General features: G+C 56.8%; 17 protein-coding genes. 8 read left to right on the top strand and 9 right to left on the bottom strand.

What is annotated here, in order from left to right; translation table 11 throughout:
• Positions 1 to 64: 64 nt before the first annotated feature.
• On the bottom strand, positions 65 to 3373 hold the full coding sequence (locus tag RBB82_RS13520) for a vitamin B12-dependent ribonucleotide reductase (RefSeq protein WP_433971104.1): 3309 nt from the start codon (positions 3371 to 3373) through the stop codon (positions 65 to 67).
• 582 nt (positions 3374 to 3955) lie between these two features.
• Here RBB82_RS13520 and RBB82_RS13515 point away from each other — a divergent pair.
• Both RBB82_RS13515 and RBB82_RS13510 read left to right on the top strand, forming a co-directional pair.
• Positions 3956 to 7231: a DUF3857 domain-containing protein gene (locus RBB82_RS13515; protein ID WP_433971102.1), complete on the top strand. Its 3276-nt coding sequence runs from the start codon at positions 3956 to 3958 to the stop codon at positions 7229 to 7231.
• 101 nt (positions 7232 to 7332) lie between these two features.
• The gene (locus tag RBB82_RS13510) at positions 7333 to 8862 is read left to right on the top strand and encodes a glycosyltransferase family 39 protein (RefSeq protein ID WP_433971100.1); all 1530 of its coding nucleotides are present in this window, start codon (positions 7333 to 7335) and stop codon (positions 8860 to 8862) included.
• Between the two features lie 105 nt (positions 8863 to 8967).
• Here RBB82_RS13510 and RBB82_RS13505 read toward each other — a convergent pair whose 3' ends face one another.
• Together RBB82_RS13505 and RBB82_RS13500 are read right to left on the bottom strand one after the other, a co-directional pair.
• Positions 8968 to 9453, bottom strand: coding sequence for an HNH endonuclease (locus tag RBB82_RS13505; protein WP_433971099.1), 486 nt, complete (start codon positions 9451 to 9453; stop codon positions 8968 to 8970).
• Between the two features lie 116 nt (positions 9454 to 9569).
• Positions 9570 to 9857 (bottom strand): Dabb family protein, encoded by a 288-nt coding sequence (locus RBB82_RS13500; protein ID WP_433971097.1) that lies wholly within the window; start codon positions 9855 to 9857, stop codon positions 9570 to 9572.
• Between the two features lie 128 nt (positions 9858 to 9985).
• Between RBB82_RS13500 and RBB82_RS13495 the strand changes: the two genes are divergently transcribed.
• The 3 genes from RBB82_RS13495 (at position 9986) to RBB82_RS13485 (ending at position 12265) form a co-directional block, all read left to right on the top strand.
• Positions 9986 to 10624, top strand: coding sequence for a thioredoxin family protein (locus RBB82_RS13495; RefSeq protein WP_433971095.1), 639 nt, complete (start codon positions 9986 to 9988; stop codon positions 10622 to 10624).
• 79 nt (positions 10625 to 10703) lie between these two features.
• Positions 10704 to 11354 (top strand): carbonic anhydrase, encoded by a 651-nt coding sequence (locus tag RBB82_RS13490; RefSeq protein ID WP_433971094.1) that lies wholly within the window; start codon positions 10704 to 10706, stop codon positions 11352 to 11354.
• Complete coding sequence (locus RBB82_RS13485) at positions 11351 to 12265, top strand: bestrophin family protein (protein ID WP_433971092.1); 915 nt, start codon at positions 11351 to 11353, stop codon at positions 12263 to 12265. The genes RBB82_RS13490 and RBB82_RS13485 overlap by 4 nt, the downstream gene beginning before the upstream one ends.
• A 58-nt stretch (positions 12266 to 12323) precedes the next feature.
• On the opposite strand, the gene RBB82_RS13480 is transcribed toward RBB82_RS13485, so the two are convergent.
• Both RBB82_RS13480 and RBB82_RS13475 read right to left on the bottom strand, forming a co-directional pair.
• Positions 12324 to 12584 (bottom strand): hypothetical protein, encoded by a 261-nt coding sequence (locus RBB82_RS13480; protein ID WP_433971091.1) that lies wholly within the window; start codon positions 12582 to 12584, stop codon positions 12324 to 12326.
• A 140-nt stretch (positions 12585 to 12724) separates the two neighbouring features.
• Complete coding sequence (locus RBB82_RS13475; RefSeq protein ID WP_433971090.1) at positions 12725 to 13609, bottom strand: magnesium transporter CorA family protein; 885 nt, start codon at positions 13607 to 13609, stop codon at positions 12725 to 12727.
• A gap of 204 nt (positions 13610 to 13813) precedes the next feature.
• Between RBB82_RS13475 and RBB82_RS13470 the strand changes: the two genes are divergently transcribed.
• Complete coding sequence (locus RBB82_RS13470; protein WP_433971088.1) at positions 13814 to 14224, top strand: energy transducer TonB; 411 nt, start codon at positions 13814 to 13816, stop codon at positions 14222 to 14224.
• Between the two features lie 7 nt (positions 14225 to 14231).
• Here the strand turns inward: RBB82_RS13470 and RBB82_RS13465 are convergent, their stop codons facing one another.
• Positions 14232 to 14846: a DUF2007 domain-containing protein gene (locus RBB82_RS13465; RefSeq protein WP_433971087.1), complete on the bottom strand. Its 615-nt coding sequence runs from the start codon at positions 14844 to 14846 to the stop codon at positions 14232 to 14234.
• Between the two features lie 252 nt (positions 14847 to 15098).
• Positions 15099 to 15896 (bottom strand): ABC transporter ATP-binding protein, encoded by a 798-nt coding sequence (locus RBB82_RS13460; protein ID WP_433971085.1) that lies wholly within the window; start codon positions 15894 to 15896, stop codon positions 15099 to 15101.
• Positions 15897 to 15931: 35 nt separating this feature from the next.
• On the opposite strand from RBB82_RS13460, the gene RBB82_RS13455 reads away from it, so the two are divergent.
• Positions 15932 to 16525: a hypothetical protein gene (locus RBB82_RS13455; RefSeq protein WP_433971083.1), complete on the top strand. Its 594-nt coding sequence runs from the start codon at positions 15932 to 15934 to the stop codon at positions 16523 to 16525.
• Between the two features lie 1048 nt (positions 16526 to 17573).
• Here the strand turns inward: RBB82_RS13455 and RBB82_RS13450 are convergent.
• The gene (locus RBB82_RS13450) at positions 17574 to 17987 is read right to left on the bottom strand and encodes a hypothetical protein (RefSeq protein WP_433971082.1); all 414 of its coding nucleotides are present in this window, start codon (positions 17985 to 17987) and stop codon (positions 17574 to 17576) included.
• Positions 17988 to 17990: 3 nt separating this feature from the next.
• Positions 17991 to 18437 (bottom strand): hypothetical protein, encoded by a 447-nt coding sequence (locus tag RBB82_RS13445; protein WP_433971080.1) that lies wholly within the window; start codon positions 18435 to 18437, stop codon positions 17991 to 17993.
• Here RBB82_RS13445 and RBB82_RS13440 point away from each other — a divergent pair.
• On the top strand, positions 18412 to 18639 hold the full coding sequence (locus tag RBB82_RS13440; RefSeq protein ID WP_433971079.1) for a hypothetical protein: 228 nt from the start codon (positions 18412 to 18414) through the stop codon (positions 18637 to 18639). The two genes, RBB82_RS13445 and RBB82_RS13440, sit on opposite strands and share 26 nt — an antisense overlap.
• Positions 18640 to 18714: the final 75 nt, after the last annotated feature.

Here is an 18714-nt window from a genome sequence, read left to right as displayed (position 1 = left end):
TGGGGTAAAACTTTAGCCTTATGCGTCACCCCACAAAAACTCCACTAAAAGTACAGAAAAGTTTCTAGCTACATCCCGAGGTGCTGCCGCAGGACATGCAGCGGTAGCACGAGCCGCTGCGGGTCATGATGGCTCCGCAGGTGGCGCAGGAGGGTGAATCGCCCATCTCGTACATGGACTTCATGGCGTCGGAGGCGTGGTAGATGCCGCGGTCTTCGAACGAGGAAGGATCGGACGATTCGAGTCCGCTGCGAGCGCTGAGGTCGGGTGCGATTCCCTGCTGGGGTGGAGTCGTGGTGTGTGTGTGCTCGTGGCTGTCGTAGTTGCTAATACTAGATCCCTCCACTTCGCGGGATGACAACAACGAAGATTGCGACGCTGCGGAGAGGTTGGGGATAACAACGTTGCCGGGCGCGTTGACGGTGCCTTCGATCGGGATGCTGGTCTGCCCCTGATCGGTTCCCTGGTTCTGCGGGCTGAGGCCAGCGAAGAGGTCGAACTGGTGGCCAGAGAGGAAGCGGATCTGGATCCAGCGGAAGATGTAGTCCATGATCGACTTGGCGTAGCCGATCTGCTCGTTGCCCGTCCAGCCGGAGGGCTCGAAGCGGGTGTGGGCGAACTTCTCGCAGAGGACGCGGAGAGGCACGCCGTGCTGGAGCGCGAGGGAGACGGCGGTGGCGAAGGAGTCCATGAGTCCGGAGACGGTGGAGCCTTCCTTGGCCATGCGGATGAAGATCTCGCCGGGCTGGCCGTTGGGGTAGAGCCCGACGGTGATGTAGCCCTCGTGTCCAGCGAGGCCGAACTTATGTGTAACGCTGGCGCGCTCGGCAGGGAGGCGGTGGCGAACGGCGCGCGGTGGGGACTGCGCGTCGACGGAGTCAGAGTTCTGCAGAGCAGCTTCGGCGATGGCCTTGAGCTGAGTTTCGAGAGCGTGGATGCGGGCGTGAGCCGAGGTCGCAGTCTCCATGGCCTCGACGAGCTGCTGGCGTGCGGCGAGCTCGGACTCGCTGGGCTTGGCGGCGACGGCTTCGGTGGAACGAGTGCCCTTCTTGTCGGCATCGGTCTGCGCGGTGACGTTGAGGGGCTGCGTACCCTTGGAGTTGTCGCGATAGATGGCGACGGCCTTGAGGCCCTGACGCCAGCTCTCCATGTAGGCTTCGGCGATGTCGTCGACGGAGCAGTCCTGCGGCAGATTGACGGTCTTCGAGATGGCTCCCGAGAGGAAAGGCTGCGTGGCGCCCATCATCTTGATGTGGCCCATGTAGGAGATGCTGCGAGTTCCCTTGGAGGGCTTGAAGCTGCAGTCAAACACTGCGAGGTGCTCCGCCTTGATGGAGGGAGCGCCCTCGATCGTGCCGGTGGCGTCGATGTAGCTGACGATGGCATTGACCTCAGACTCGGAGTATCCAAGCTTGATCAGCGCCGAGGGAACGGTGTTGTTGACGATCTTGATCATGCCGCCGCCAACGAGCTTTTTGTACTTGACGAGGGCGAGGTCAGGCTCGATGCCGGTGGTGTCGCAGTCCATCATGAAGCCGATGGTGCCGGTGGGAGCGAGAACAGTGACCTGCGAGTTGCGATAGCCGTGCTTTTCACCGTGAGCAAGAGCGCCGTCCCAGGCGTGGCGGCTGGCTTCGATGAGCTGGTCGAGCTGAGGCACGAAGAAAGGCTCAGCGGAGTTCTTCGACTTGCCGATGTGGTTGACCTCAGCGCGGTGCATGCGAACGACGTCGAGGAAGGGCTCGCGGTTGACGTAGAAGCCGGGGCAGGCTCCGCCTTCAATGTGCGCGCTCTGCGTAAGCGGAGTCGCAGCACCAAGCGGAGGGCACGTCTCGGCGATCCGCGACGACTGCCAGTAGGCATCGCCGCAGAGGATCGAGGTGAGCGTAGCGGCGAAGTCTCGGCCAGCGTCGGAGTCATACGGAAGGCCGAAGGCCATCAGCAGCGCACCGAGATTTGCGTACCCAAGTCCCAGCGGGCGGTAGTCGTGCGAGTTCTTCGAGATCATCTCCGTCGGATAACCGGCGGAGTCAACGATGATCTCCATCGCGGTGGTGACGATCTCGATGGCGTGACGATAGCTGGGGATGTCGAACTGGCCTCCCGGAGTGAGGAACTTCAGGAGATTGAAGGAAGCAAGGTTGCAAGCGGAGTCATCGAGGAACATATACTCCGAGCAAGGATTGGACGCGTTGATGCGTGCCGTATTTTTGCTGGTGTGCCAGCGGTTGATGGTCGTGTCGTACTGCATGCCGGGATCGCCGCACTGCCATGTTGCTTCGGCGATCTGATGCATCAGGTCGCGGGCGCGGTACTCCTTCACCGGCTTGCGGTCTTTTACGGTGCGAGTCGTGAAGGTGCCGTCGGTCTCGACAGCGCGCATGAACTCGTCAGTGACGCGGACGGAGTTGTTGGCGTTCTGGAAGAAGATGGAGCTGTAAGCCTCGGAGTCTGGGCCGCTGCCGTCGTAGCCCGCCTGCATGAGGTGCCAGGCCTTCTGCTCTTCCTTCACCTTGCACTGAATGAAGTCGTCGATATCCGGATGGTCGACGTTGAGGATGACCATTTTGGCGGCACGACGGGTCTTGCCGCCGGACTTGATCACGCCAGCAAAGGCATCGAAGCCACGCATGAAGCTCAGCGGACCGGATGCGGTGCCGCCGCCCGAGAGGGTTTCCATAGAGCCGCGAATGCCTGAGAGGTTGGAGCCTGCACCCGATCCCCACTTGAAGAGCATGCCCTCGGTCTTCGCGAGGGTGAGGATGGAGTCGAGCGAGTCCTGCACCGAGTTGATGAAGCAGGCGGAGCACTGGGGCTTGGTGTAGCCGGTGACAGAGAACTCGACCTTGCCGGTGGTGGCGTTCCAGTGCCAGTTCTGGGCGTCGGAGTTGGGCTCAAGACGATCGCACCCGACGTTGAACCAGACAGGCGAGTTGAAGGCGACCTTCTGGTTCAGAAGAAGGTGGGCGAGCTCGGCATAGAACGTGTCGGCGTCCTGCTGGCTGGCGAAGTAGCCATCGGCCATCCCCCAGTCGCGAATGGACTCAGCGACGCGGGTGATGAGGGCGCGAACGCCGGACTCACGCTCGGCGGTGCCGTTCAGGCCGTGGAGGTACTTGCTGGCGACGATGTTGGTCGCGGTCATGGACCAGTCGGCGGGAACCTCGACGTTCTTCTGCTCGAAGATGGTCTTGCCCTTGAAGTCTTGGATGATGGCGTCGCGGAGCTCCCAGACGATCTCGTCATAGGGGGAGACACCCGGTTTGGTGAAGTGGCGATCAAAGGTCAGCCCCGGGGCACGCGAGGTCGTCTGGTGGGCGGCGCTGGTGGGCGTCTGGCTCTGCTTCTGGGTCTGATTGGGGATGGTCGCCATGGGGGAGTAACTCCTTCTAATTTGATGATTAATCTGGTGTTTCGATGCCCCGAATGCTCTCGCTCTGAGGGGTAAAACTGACGCCGAAGTCGCTGGTTATTTATCAGGCTCGGGGAGCCAGCGGGGGTCGGACGTACCTGAAAATTGTGGAGAACTTAGCCTTGTCTTGCTTGGCTGCAGTCGTGAAAGTAACGCCCCTTATGGGGTGTGTCAAGTATAAAGCACAACATGTTGTGTTAGCTGTGCGAATACCCCTGTTAACGCGGGATTAATGTGACGGATAGATGAAAAACTTGGTTTTTGCTGTGGATTTTGCGGAATTTGCCCGTCCATAGCGGATTTACCACTCAGTAACAGTGCTGTTTTGAGGGTAGGCGCGATGGTGCCAAACCACAAGTACCGAATTGCTCCAAAAACGCTGTGGAATGGCGTGGAAATGTGGAAAGCGGCGCACGAACCCACGCGCTCAAATCAATTTAATGCGAAATCGAGACGTTTTGTCCCGAAACTGCATACCCTCCCGTAAGCTAAGCAATTTCAATAGCTGCCGTTAGGTGGCTTCTGCTATACAGCTAATACGTTATGAAAGTTAGATCGCTTCACTGGGCCTTCTTTGTTTGGTTCTCTACTAGTGTCTTCGGACAGAATCCAGCCTCTCCAACATCCCCTACGAACGCGAACGCGGCTCTTCCAAACGGATCGGTGCCCTCTACGGACTACTCGAGGGAGCCGACCGTCGTCGAACACCTGGACTCTGTTTACACGATGGGGGCAGACGGCACCGGAGTAAAACTAACGACCGTCAGCGCCCGAGTCCAGTCGGAGGCGACTCTCAAGCAGGTCAGCGTTCTCAACCTGCCATTTACGTCAAATACCCAGACTCCAGAGATTGTCTACGTTCGCGTACGGCATGCAGACGGTACCGTCGTCGCGACGCCGGTAGATCAGGCGATCGAGATGCCGAGTCCGGTAACCCAGGCGGCTCCGTTTTACAGCGACCTCAAGATCCTGCAGCTCCCCGTTCGCAATCTTCGGGTTGGCGACACCCTGGAATGGCAGGCAAAGGTCGTCTTGAAGAAGGCTGAGGCTGTGGGCCAGTTCTGGGGCCAGGAGAACTTCTCCGTTGACGAAGTCGTCCTCTCGCAGACACTCGAACTTCGCGTCCCGAAGGATGTCTACGTCCGTGTGTGGAGCCCGGCCAACAAACCCACGGAGACAGTCGATGGCGGGGATCGAGTCTATCGATGGGTCTCCTCCCAGAAGAAGCTGACAATTGGAAAGGAGGCGGACGCGGAGAAGGAGCTCAAGAAGAAGCAGGTCCTGACGGCAGAGCAGGAGTTGGACGCTACGGACGGAAAGCTCCCCGACGTGGCCTGGACAACCTTCAAGAGCTGGGAGGCGGTGGGAGCCTGGTACCAAGGACTTGAGGGCGACCGGATGACCGCCGATGCAGACGTCAAGGCGAAGGTCGCGGAGCTGGTGGCCGGAAAGACGACGGAGGAGGAAAAAGTCCGCGCCGTATACGCGTACGTTTCAACGCAGATCCACTACATCGGGGTTGCCTTTGGCATCGGGCGATACCAGCCGCATCAGGCCTCCGATGTTTTGCAGAACCAGTACGGAGATTGTAAAGACAAACACACGCTGCTGGCGGCGATGCTGAACACCCTTGGACTGCATCCGGATGCGGTGTTGATCGGCGCGGGCATCAGATTCAACGAGGCCGTTCCCTCGCCGGCCTCGTTCAACCACCTCATTACGACAGTATCGGTCAATGGCCAGCAGATCTGGTTGGATGCAACAGCCGAAGTAGCACCCTACCGAGCGCTGGCTTATGTGATTCGAGACAAGCAAGCGCTGGTCGTTCCAGAGACTGGTGTTGCCGAGATAGAACGGACACCCACTACACTTCCCTTTCCGTCGACACAAAAGATGACTGCGGTAGGAACGCTCGATAAAGACGGGACTTCACAGTCGAAGCTTGTGCTGACATTGCGTGGAGACGAGGAGATTGCGGTGCGCGGGGCGCTGCGGCAGATCTCGCCCGCCCAGTATGCGCAGTTTGTGCAACAGCTCTCGCAGGGAATGGGATATCAGGGAACGACGAGCGAAGGCGAAGTGAGCCGGCTGGAAGATACAGCCGATCCATTGACGATCAGCTATGACTACAAGCGGGAGAAGGGCGGCGACTGGGACAACTTGAAGATCGTCCCTCAGCTCGCGCCAGTCTTCCTGCCGCAGGTCGATGAGAAGAATCCTCCGGTGCAGACGATTTTGCTGGGCATTCCACGCGTCGAGACGTCCACAGCAGCGATGAAACTGCCAGACGGATGGGGAGTCGAGTTGCCGGAGGCAATTCACAAAAGTTCAGCCTACGCGACATACGATGAGACCTACCGCTTCGAGAAGGGAACGATCTACACAGAGCGCCGCATCGAGGTCTTGAAGCAAAAGGTGCCGGTATCGGACTCGAAGAGTTACAAAAAGTGGGCCGATGACGCGGATCTGGCGCACGACCAGTGGATCCAGTTGGTGCGACCCGCCGACAAAAACGAAGGCAAAGTAGATACTACGACCCCACCCCCCTTAGCCGACGAAACTCCCAATGCTGCCAAACTGATCGAAGACGCTCGCCTTGCGTTGCAATTGCGTACCTTCGATCGAGCGCAATCCCTGCTTGATCAAGCGAAACAATTAGATTCGAAACGATCGTTCCTTTGGGCAAGCTACGGAGATCTGGAGATCGAACAAGGTAAGACCTCGGCTGCTATCGACAGCTACAATGAGGAACTCTCACTTTATCCCGATCATTATGGAATCTATGAGCGGCTTTTGATAGCCCAGACAAAAGCAGGTCTAGACAACGATGTGCAACAAACTTTGAGGAAGTGGGCGGCAGCGGAACCACACAATCCGACGCCTCATGCGCGACTAGCTAGATTATTGTTGAAAGAGAGTGATGCAGAAGGCGCCGCCGCCGTTGCAGAGGCAGGGATCCAAGGACTTCCCGAAGGAAAACAAGGTGAAGTCCTCGAATTGCTCTTAGGCCGAGCACAGTTGATTGCCGGGAAGACGGATCAAGGCCGAGCGACCTTACTTGTGCTAATGCAGACAACGAAGAGTCCAGAGATGATGAATGACAGTGCCTATGAATTGGCCGATGCAAAGCTGGAACTGGCCCTGGCGGAATCTGCGGCGCGAACTGCACTCGATAAATTCGCTGACGAAAGTAGGAAATGGACGCTGGACCGAGGACCCCAGATATTGATAACAAATAGCCGTTTGATAGTAAAAACTTGGGACACTCTGGGATGGATTCTCTACCAAGAAGGCAAGAGTGATGAAGCGGAACCATATTTGAGAGCAGCCTGGATGAACCGACAATCCGAGACATTTGCGAAGCATTTGGGTCAGGTGTGCGAAGCCAGAGGCAAGGAAGATGAAGCCCTGACAGTATTCGAACTTGGTCTCGCAACTATCCCGCGGCGTAACAGCTCAACCATGAAAAAAGTTCCCGGGACTGAAGAAAAAGAGATACAAAGCTATGTCGACGCATTACGTAAAAAAGGAGCTAAATCTGCTTCTACAAATACATCGAATGCTTTGCAGGCAATGCGAACGTTTTCTCTCGGTCCATCGAAGGGGATGGTCGATATTGCGGAGTACCGCCTGCTGGTTAACAAAGGGAAAATTGTGGGAACTGCACCGGCTTGGGGAAAAGAATTGCCGGGCGGCGATAGCAAGTTAAAGGTGGCACGCCTCACCGGCTTCACACCGCCAAACTCTGAGGCAAACCTTGTAATGACGGGGCAGCTGAACTGCCACTCAGGTGTCTGCGAATTGATGCTGGAACCCTAGTTCTGCTCCTTTCCTTGCGGTGAAACTCTAAACAGTGCTGGTTTAACTTTGGAACCTGCATGTAATGTGTTGCGTAGCGTCGTGAGACAGCGAGGTGATGCATGGAAAGTGTGGTCCTGGAAGACAGTTCCGCGACTGCCGGAACGGCTTCGCGAAGTGGCGTGTGGGAGGTGGCAGGAATAGCTCTCGCGGTCGCAGTGATTCATCTGTTGACCAATGGGCGGTACGGGTTTCATCGCGACGAGTTCCAGTTTTTGAGCGATGCCCGGCACCTCGACTGGGGATTCGTAGCCTACCCGCCGGTGACACCATTTCTGGAGCGAGTGGGGCTGCAGCTCTTTGGAGTCTCTATGGTGGGGCTGAGGATGTTTTCGGTCATCGCTCAGGCAATGGCGATTGTGGTCACAGGGTTGATGGCGCGACAGCTTGGCGGTGGACGGCTGGCGCAGATCGAGGCGGCGCTGGTCGTGGCGACATCAGCGCTGCCGGTCTTCGAAGGGACAGAGTTCCAGTACTCCTCGTTCGACTATCTGTGGTGGGTGTTGATCGCCTACTTCGTAATTCGGCTGCTCAAAACCGAGAACCCAAAGTGGTGGGTCGCGATTGGCGTATTCGTTGGCCTTGGACTGATGACGAAGTACACCATCCTGTTCTTCATCGCAGGTATTTTCAGCGGACTTGTACTAACACCGGCGCGGCGGTTTCTCGGCAGCATCTGGTTCTGGATTGGTGTAACGATAGCGCTGGTAATCTTTGCGCCGAACTTCGTCTGGCAGGTGCGCCACGGATTTATCTCAGAGCACTTCCTGCAGCACATCCATATACGCGACGTTCGGCAGGGGCGAGCGAATGGATTCATAAAGGATCAGTTCATCATCTGCACAAATCCAGTCGCGGCCCCGTTGTGGATCGTCGGGCTGGTATGTTTTCTGCGAGATCGTAGATATCGCCTGTTGGCATGGATGTACCTCGTGCCTTTGGCTTTGTTTGCGTTCGGCAAAGGGCGAGGGTACTACCTCGCAGCGGCATATCCAATGCTGATGGCGATGGGCTCGGTGGCGCGCGAACGTTGGGTAGCATCGAGGACGCGTCCGTGGCGGCTTGCCGTTCAGGGTCTGTTCTTCACCGCGTTAATAGCGTGGGGAGTGCTCGTCTTCGCCATCATCGTTCCACTCGCGTCGAGCGGCCCGCTCAGGCAATTTGCGCTCAAGTACAACGGCGATCTGCGAGAGGAGATTGGTTGGGACGAGTTAGTGCGAACCGTCGCGGGGATCCGCGATTCCCTGCCGCCAGAGCAGCGCGAGAGTGTCGCGGTGTTGGTGGGAAACTACGGCGAGCAGGGCGCAGTGGAGATTCTTGGGGCTGCGTATCACTTGCCCATGCCCATCAGCATGACGAACTCGGCCTGGCTGCGTGGGTATCCTGCAGTGCCTCCTTCCACGCTGATGGTTGTTGGCTTTTCCCGCGAGGCTGCAGAGAAGGCATTCACGTCATGCAGGCTGGCAGGGCATAACGGAAACTCGGAGGGAGTCAAAAACGAAGAGAGCCAGTCGCATCCGGACATCTTCGTCTGCGGTTCTCCTCGCCTGCCGTGGCCGGAGTTCTGGAAGGAGTATCAGAATTATGGGTGAAGGGATGCGTTCAGGGCGTTTGAGGTGCAAAACGAAATACAGATATCCTTCCCCTTCGACTTCGCTCAGGGTCAGGATGATGGCTTTGTTGTGGCCCCCTTGTTATTAATGAGGCTGGACGGCGCGGGTGAGGCGGAGGCGCTTGCGGAGTTCCGCGGTTGCCTCGCGATGGCACAAAAGGCAGAGCGTACGGAGGTTGTCGAGGTCGCACTGACCACCGCCTTCAGCCACCGGCCGAATGTGGTCGGCATCCCACAGGCTGCGGCGCGTGGTGATGGTCTTCATGCCATAGAGCCGCAGGCCGGCGGCACGAGCAGCGCCACGGGCTCTCTTCAGTGCGTTATAGGCTGCGAGAGTGTCGATCGCGCAGACAGCACAGATGCCGCGATCGCGCGTGAGGACCTGGTCGCGAAGATAACCGGGGTCGGTGCGCAGACGCCACTGGTGAACGCAGTAGTCACTGCAGAAAGTGCGCCGACGCCTGGCGATAATCTCGAGGTCGCACCACCGGCAGAGGGGCAGGTTGTTAGGGCCGACTGGAAGATCCTCGCGCGTGGCGCGGCCGCCGGGGAGGGTACGAGGCACGAGCATGGTCTCTCCAGCATAGGGTGCGGCGACCGTGTGCGGAATTGTTGAGATTGATTCCGATCCCTGTCCGAAGTAGATTCGAATGCAGCAAAACGGCAGCAGGACGCACTCCGAAACGATCAAGCCTCGAAGTCCACCTCAATCGCATCAATCAGCGGAACCAGCCACGAGAGAAGCTGAAGATGAACGGGATGAGTCGAGTAGGCCTCCAACGCCGCGCGATCCGTAAACTTCATGACGCCGGCGAACTCGTACCCCAGCGAGCGCGGGGAAAAATTCACCCCCACATTCGTCTCAAGAATCCCGGGGATCTGGGCTTGCAAAGCACGAATCTCAGCTTGAGCGCGTAGCTTCTCCGCGTCCGTGACACCGGCTTTCCATCGGAAGAAGAAGGTGTGGATGACCATGCGGCTATTCTAGTAGACTGCCCTGGCCAGCCTGACCACACTGATTGAATCGTACCGTTTGACCGCACGTTCTTCATGCCAACGCCCGGATTTGGCTATTATCGGAGAGGTAGTGGTGGAGGGATGCAATGTCGAAGACACAATCGACGATGGTAGCGCTGGGAAGCACAGCTCCGGCCTTTGAGCTGATGGACGTCGTCAGTGGCAAAGCCAGGGGGCGAGACGACGTCTTTGCCACTAGTTGGGATGACGGCCAGTCCGATGCAGAGAACCAGACCCCCGGAGGAGGAACATCTCCGAAGGGTCGCCACGGCCTGCTCGTGATGTTCATCTGCGTGCATTGCCCTTACGTCAAACACGTCGAGGAAGAACTGGCACGTATCGGGCGAGACTACGAAGGCAGAATCGCCATTGCCGCAATCTCGTCGAATGACGTGGAGGCATATCCGCAGGACGGCCCCGAGGAGATGAAGAAACAGGCACAGCGACTCGGATTCAGCTTCCCGTACCTCTTCGACGAGACGCAGGAGGTAGCGCGCGCCTACGATGCGGCCTGCACTCCGGATTTTTTCCTCTTCGACGCGCAGATGACGCTGGTCTATCGCGGTCAGCTCGATGACAGTCGGCCTCGACGCGGAGACGCCGGAAATGATATCCCAGTAACCGGAAAAGATCTGCGCGCCGCGATGGACGCAGTGATCGCAGGCGAGCGGCCCGATCCAAATCAGCGAACAAGCATTGGATGCAACATCAAGTGGAAAGAATAGATTGGCAGTCGTCGAGTAAGACGGCATCATGTATGGGGTCGAACTCTATCTAGCTCTGCGTATCGCGAAAGGAAGAACTATGGATGCTGCATTAGAAGAACTGAAGGCAGGAATTCGGCGGTTTCGGACGGACATCTATCCGGACAACAAAGATGCCTACGTCAAGGCGGCAAGTGTGCCGCAGCAACCGCATGCTTTGATTGTGACCTGTGCGGACTCGCGGATCGATCCTGAGTTGATTACGCAGTCCCAACCAGGCGATATCTTTGTCACGCGAAACGTCGGCAACCTGGTGCCCGCCTATGGCGAGATGCTTGGCGGCGTCAGCGCGGTCATCGAATATGCCGTCTCGGCGCTCAAGGTTCAGCACGTCGTAATCTGCGGCCATTCGGACTGCGGCGCGATGAAAGCCTTACTGAATCCTGCAAGCCTGGAGAAGTTACCCACCGTGAAAAGCTGGCTGACGAATGCGCAGGCAGCGTTGAGCGTTGCCAGCTCACTGGCTCACAAAGACGACAGGCCAAGTGATTCGTTGCGGCAGTTAACAGAGGAAAATGTGCTCCTGCAACTGCAGCATCTGCGCACGCATCCTTCGGTCGCCGGCGCGATGGCGAAAGGCGAACTGACGATCTCAGGATGGGTCTACGACATCGGCACAGGCGAAGTCCGAATCTCGGAAGACGGCGGACGAGTCTTTGTGCCAGTAACTATAGGAGGCGAGACGAAGTGATCGTCCCCCGCGGGCCGCAGCTAAAGCAGATGTTGATCTACGTCGGCAAGCCGTTGCTGCTGCTCGTCCTCTACGACTTAGGTGTGGTCGTCGCCTACCAGGTGATGCATCTGAACTGGATTGCGCTGCCGCATATTCCGCTGGCGCTCTTCGGATCAGCGATCGGCATCATCCTTGGCTTCCGAAACCAGTCGGCGTACGCGCGCTGGTGGGAGGCGAGAACGCTGTGGGGCGCGATCGTGAACAACTCCCGCAGTTGGGGGCGTCAGGTCACGACCTCAATGTTGCCCTCAAAGAGCGATGAAGCCGAAGAGGTCAAGCAAATGCAGCAGCGAATGGTGCATCTGCAAATCGCATACGTACACGCGCTGCGACAACACCTGAGAAAGCTCGAACCGTGGGCTGAGTTAGCCCCGCTGATGAGTGAACGCGAATTGAATGGGTTACGAAACGAGAAGAACGTTCCGCTCTCGATCCAGGAGATCATGGGCAATCTGTTGCGCGAGTGCCAGGTACGCGGCTGGATCGATCGCATGCAGTGGCAAGCGATGGACGAGAGCTTAAACGACCTTACAGATGCGCAAGGTGGAGCGGAGCGGATCAAGAACACACCAATGCCGAAGCAGTATGACTACTTTCCGGAATTATTCGTACACATCTATTGCTTCTTGCTGCCGCTGGCGCTGGTAACCGCCATGGGATGGTTTACGCCGCTCGGATCGACGCTGGTGGGTTTTATCTTTCTTGCACTAAATAGGATTGGGAAGGATTTGGAAGATCCGTTCGAAAACACGATCTATGATGTCCCACTTACTTCCATCACGACAACTATCGAAGTGAATCTGCGACAGCTGCTGGGAGAGACAGAGCTGCCACCCGCTATGGTGCCGATAGAAGGGGTGCTCTGGTAGAAGTCGAGTCAATATTGAAAGAGCCCCGGCCATGCGCGCCGGGGCTTTTCATTGCGAGCTAAGCATGGGTAGTGCCGTCGGACCCATGAAGCTTTACGAGCTTGTTGTAGATGCCAAGGATGAGAAACGGTGCAGCCCATTGGCCAACGAAGAGAGCCGAATGCGGCTTCTTTGCAGCCTGAAAGCCGACAGAGACGGCCATGGAACCAATTGCAAGCGCGAGATAAGCGCTGGAGGGAACCTGTGCTGTGACCTTCTCGATGGCTGCGGTTATCTGATCTTCCTGAACTTCTCCCTGGCTTACACGATAGTCGGTCATTCGAATCTCCTTGGCGGCATTGCCGTCCTGTAGATAGTTGATGCAGGAACGGGCAGCCGCATGCTGTCTCGAATTTTAAGAAGTTTCGCGGGGTCAACAGACGTCGAAATTGCTTTGATCCGGTGACGTGAGCGTGCGTGCTAAAGCCACTTCATCTTGCGGAGGGCGTAGAGAAGAATTGCGGTAGCGATGACGGTCACGAGGGCAACCCACTCGGCCCCATGCGGCGAGTCTTCGAATGGAAGGCCCTTGAGATTCATCCCATAGATGCCGGAGATGGCGAGCACAGGAAGAACAATCGTGCCGAGAACGGTCAGGACCTTCATTACTTCGTTCGTGCGGTTCGAGACCGAAGACAGGTAGATGTCGAGCGTGTTGTTCAGAAGATCGCGCTGAGTTTCAACAGAGTCGAGCAACCGTGCGACATGGTCGTAGGTGTCGCGCATGTAGGGCTGATGCTCGGCGTCGATGATGGTGTCGGGGTCGCGCTGAAGGTGGAGCGAAGCGTCGCGGGTGTTAACGAGAACGCGACGTAGATCGATGAGCTCACGCTTGATCGCGAAGACAGACTGCAGGATCTCAGGCGAAGGATCGTCAAAGACCTTGTCTTCGAGTTGGTCGATACGGTCGTCGAAGTGATCGATGGCAGGAAAGTAGAGATCGACGATGGTATCGAGGATGAGAGAGAGAAGCTTACCGGGATGTTCGTCATCGCCATCTCGACGCGCGCGAGCGAGCGCTTGTTCGCTGGTCGGGCAAGTTGGATCAGAGATCGTAATGAGGAAGTCTTTCCCCGCAAAGATGTCGATAGGAGAAAAGGTCGGCATCTGTTCGCCGGGGTTATCGGGATCCGGGACGAGGCGTACAGGCTTGAAGACGGCGAAGGTGTAGATGGACGTCGTGTCGACTTTGACGCTCTCGTCCTGATTGCGTGCATCTTCGATGTGGAGAGGGTGGAGGTTGTACTGCTTTGCAAGCTGGTCAAGTTTGGGGTCGTTGGCGTCGTCGAGTTGATACCAGGGCATGAGCGCTCCTACTCTATTTCGTTATTCGACAGCTGAGACCGTTTGCGTCCATCGTACCGCGACGAACATACCTGATCCCAGGAACCCGCGCAAATTCCAGAGACTCTGATAAGAAACATCATTCGTCCGCATCATATGCCGACCGGGTGGCGATTGTGATAACAACGAAAAAAGATGAAGTAGACTCTCGGAGGAGGAAATTCCATGCGGTCACATCTCTCAATCTCCCTGTCACTGGCGATGTTGATGACAATGAGTTCGGCAAGCGCAGTAGCTTTGGCGCAGGAGCCGGCAAACGCCCCTGAAGTGAGCAGCTCTCCGGTGGGCAGCAAAGACCGCCCCGTGCGAGTGTCCTCAGGCGTGATGGCAGGACTCGTCGTCCACAAGGTCGATCCTGTCAATCCGACAGCCAACATGTCCGGCGCGGTCGTCATAGCCGCTACGATCGACGATCACGGCGGGGTGGCACAGATGACCGCTGTCTCCGGGCCGGAGGTCCTGCATGGCGCCGCACTCGCCGCCCTGCGTCAATGGACATTCAAGCCATATCTGTTGAACGGGGCGCCGGTCTTTGTGTCGACGATGGTGACAGTCGTCTTTCCGCGTACACGATAGCGCGACTCTAGTCGTCGTCCTGCCAGCGCAGATCACAACTGTTGCAGTGCCAGGACTCCGAACCACGAGGCAACGGCAGCGCGAAGAGGTAAAGCGACGCTAGTGCAGCCTTGCGCCCCTGACGCTCCCACATGATGTCGGTGGAGGTGCACCGGGGACAGCGGGGTTGCTGGAATCCAGGCTGGTCGGGAATGGAGAACTCGCTGGGAACAGGCTGCGAGAGGATCGCCTCAGCCGCTTCGACATCACTGGATGCGACCTGAAGACGGATGCCGCCGATGAAGTTAGAGACCTGCCAGTCGAGACGAACGAGGTTCTCGTCTTTGAGAAAACAGAAGATTCCCGCAGACTCGATGACGGCACGAGCGACGATAGCCTCGGAGAGATCGCGATAGCGGCGGATAGTGACAAGCTCACGGAACTCAGGCGGAGCATCTTCGACAGGCACAGGGGGTTCGGCGTAGTCGAGCTTGCGCGCAGAGAACTCAGCCTCAAGGGCCAGGCGGGCTTCAGGCATCAGCGAGTGCCATTCGGCGAGCAGACTCTGCAACTCCAGATCGGACATGGGACGGTAGACGTCAGCAAAGGTGAGTTCAGGTTCGCGATGGAAGGGGTTCAACACGCCTCGTGATCGTAACAGAGCACATCGGTGGCTCAAATTTGGGACGCAGGCCAAAAAACTTTAAAGCCACGAAAAAATATGTTAAAAATTTGGCACTTTTTCTGGAGCCGAAAAACGTGGTGTCGAATCACCACGTTTACCACGCATTCCACCACGATTTGACCATCAAAAAACCACGTTTTGCATGCTTGTTTTCGCAAAAACCCCTGCAAAAACGCCATCCGACCGCAGAAAAAAAATCCGCTCTAAAATTTAGCCGTTACCGTCTTCGACGTTGGTCATCTCGCCATCGCGCATGTAGAGAATTCGGTCAGCAATCTGAGCCGCCTCGGGATTGTGAGTAATCATCAAAACGGTCTGCTTCAGTTCACGGCTGGACTGGCGAAGCATCTTCAAAACCGCATCAGAGTTCTTCGTGTCGAGATTGCCCGTGGGTTCATCGGCCAGAACAATGGCGGGCCGGTTAATGAGCGCGCGGGCAATAGCGACGCGCTGTTGCTCGCCACCAGACAGCTCATTGGGCCGGTGATCGAGCCGCCCTTGAATGCCAAGCATCTCCGTGAGGTGCTGCAGGAGCGGGCGGTCCAACTCTCGCTTCGTAGACGCGCCAAGATTGGCGATATCGTGCGCAATCTCGATGTTCCCCATGGCAGAGAGCGTCGGCAGCAAGTTAAAACGCTGAAAGATAAAGCCGATCTTGGCGCGACGGGTCTTAGTGCGCTCGGCGTCAGTGAGTGTGGCGAAGTCAATGCCATCGATCAGAACCGAACCGGTAGTGGCGCCCGTAAGACCGCCCAGGATGTAGAAAAGCGTGGACTTACCTGAGCCGGAAGGGCCGACGATAGCGACAAACTCGCCGGGAGTGATGGCGAAGTTGACCTTGCGGAGCGCAGGAACTTCAAGCTTGCCAGAACGATAGGTCTTGCCCAGATCACGAGCGAGGATGATAGGCGCAGACGTCGAATTCAGGGTACCGTCAGGCGTCGTTTGAAGAAGCGTTGTGGCGGAGCTGCGGTCGGGCTGGGGGGGCAACGTGGAAGAATGAGGCATGTACTTCTCTAAAGTCTATCGTGAATGGGGTGGGAATGAGGGCCACTGAGGTTTTACTGCTGGGAACAGTGGGCTGGACAGGATTAGGTGTACTAGGGGTTTTGGTGGCGTGGCTGCGGGGAGAGAAGCTGCGCGTAAAGCGCGGGCTTCAGTGGTTGATCGGGGTGTGGGTGGTGTATCTGGGCGTCTTGGCGGGGGTCTCCCTGGTACAAAAGCAAAAAGTGGTGGCGATCGGCGAGATACAGTGCTTCAACAACATGTGTTTTACAGTGACGGGGATCGAAGAAGTGCCCAGATTTGTGCCCCGGGATGTGCGGCGCCTCGTTCGTGTATCCATTAGGGTTACAAACCGTGGACGGTCGGCAACGAGCAACAGTTTGATGAAGGCCTACCTGGTGGATGGGCAGGAGAGACGGTGGAAGGAATCATCCGGCGTGAATGGAGTTAATTTGACCGCGAAGGTCGCCGGGGGCTCTTCGGTGACAAGTGAGCCGGTCTTCGAGATTGCCGGAGACGCTACGCAGCTTGGATTGATACTGACGCAGGGATGGCGGCAACCAGGAGTCCTTGTGATTGGAGATTCGGACAGCGTGATGCACCGTAGGACGAAGATAAATCTGGGACGGTGACAGATGCCCGCGAGAACCTGTGGCTGTGAAAACTGAGAAAATTAGGTCTAAGTTACCGCAGATCCATTATTTAGTTACCGGTGTGGGAGCATGTTCGGGACACCGTTTTCCACAAATATTTGCAAATTGGTGCATGGTGCGAAACAGGAGAATGAGAAATCCCCTATTGAATGCTGGGTCGCAATTTGGAACACAGATTGCACGTAATACGTCGTCGGAAGTCTGAGAAAGCTTCTGCATGGGCTCCAACCTACTGCGCGGTAATTATGCAAAGTGGGGATGACTTCAATAAATATTGCTGGGCTTCACGAACGAACGGATTTATGAACGCGACTGGCGTGGGCAACCGCCTCCTCGCATGCGTCACCTGCACTTACGTTTCAAGGCTCAGTTTTCATTTTCGCCTGAGTTGAAGCCCTAAATCGAACATACGTGCGATGCACCGTCGCGCTCTCCAATAGCTGGAGAAGCGCCATGATGGCGCGTCTGACTGTCCGCTATGCAGCGCCTCCCGTCTGCGTATACGGTCGTGCTCGTCCAACAATGCCCAGGAGGCAGAAGTGAATAAGATCATTTGCAGTCTCGTTACCGCATCGGTTCTAGTGGCCGGCTCCGCTTACGGTCAGAACAAGCCCAAAACAACGCAGGACAAGCAAGGAAAGCAGGCTCTGCGTGACAACCAGATGGACAACCTCACTGCAGCCGGGGATCCTTCCATTGCGGCGAATAACTCTAGTGTCACAAGCTCTGCTACCGGAGCCGTAAATCTGAGCGGATCCACCTTGAGTGGTGCCAGTGGTATCAACATTGTCAGTTCAGCAGACGCTGTGGTTGCAAATGGTGTGAACGTGCATGACAGTAGCTTGACTGGCGACGCCTCGACCAAAGGCGCTGCTGTAAACCAAGTAAACGCCATCGGCCAGGGGACAACCACAACGGGAACGTTGAGTGGCTATCACCGTGGTCAGGACAGTCAGTTAACCGTCAACAAGAGCTCAGATGTAACTGCATCGGATAACTCTTCAGCGAGTCTGACGACAAGCCTCAATCACAGTACAACGAACAGTAAGTCCTTCACAGACGACAGTGCGAGAACTAATAGCGACTCGGCCAGTTTCAGCACAAGCGAGAACAGCGCACAGCAGGCAAACGCCAGCAAGCGCTCCACCCTTGATACGTCGGCTTCTGCTTCCAACAACAGGAGCAAGTCGAGTTCGACAAGCAATTCCTTTGCTGCAAGCGATGCACTATCGGCAAGTGACACCAAGTCGGCTGCCGCGACGTTGGATGCTTCGGCGCATAAGGCAAACAGCGACAACAGCACGGTGGGCTTCGGCTCGACCGCAAACACTGCGACAGCTGCTACAGGAGGCAACGCGGGAACGAGCGGCAATTCAGCGTCGAACAACAAAGCGTCGAGCGGTGGAAGCACTTCGGGAACAGCCGGAAACGCAGCTAACAATACTCATGCTGCCAATGGAGGATCGGCGACGAATGCCACCACAAATGCGGCCGCAACCGATACCAGTGCCTCAAACAGCGCTGCTTCATTGGCTGCCAGCTTGAACCTTGCTTCGAACAAGAAGTTGTCCGCAAGCACTTCCAATTCGGACAAGTTCGCTACCCAATCAGCATCCTCTAACGCATCGAAGGAGGCTGCATCACTTGCTACCACTGATGCTTCTTCGGCTGCAGAAGCATCGAACGAAGCGAGCGCCACAAAAATCACTGCATCTGAAAATTCGTCTTCGAGACACGATGTAAGTTCATCCGACAAGTTTGCTACCAGCACAGTTGCAAGTCTTGCTGCTAAAGAGTCGGACGTATCTTCCAGCAGCTCGGTTAAGCACACTGCTATCACGAACAACATCGAGGGTGCAGTTACCTTGGCTGATGCTGCTGCGACCAACATCGCGGTTGATGGATCCAAGATCAATTCGACCACCGACTACAGCGTAACGCTTGCCGGTTCGGCCGAGGCTAACGCTAAGGCACTGAACATCGTGAATGCAGCTGGCGGCATGGTTGCGAATGGAGTCAACGTTGCCCACTCCGCAAATATGAACGCCATACCGACCCTGAACCAGACCAACTCGATCACCCAGCTTCACTAAGAGCAGGAGTGGAGAGGAGCTTCGCCGAGTAGACGAAGCTCCGAACTGCGCCTGTTTACGGCTTCAAGGAGGATT

Origin of the sequence: Tunturiibacter lichenicola (assembly GCF_051013355.1) — a bacterium.
GTDB classification, from domain to species: Bacteria; Acidobacteriota; Terriglobia; order Terriglobales; family Acidobacteriaceae; genus Edaphobacter; species Edaphobacter lichenicola_F.
This window is presented reverse-complemented; position numbering and strand designations above follow the sequence as displayed.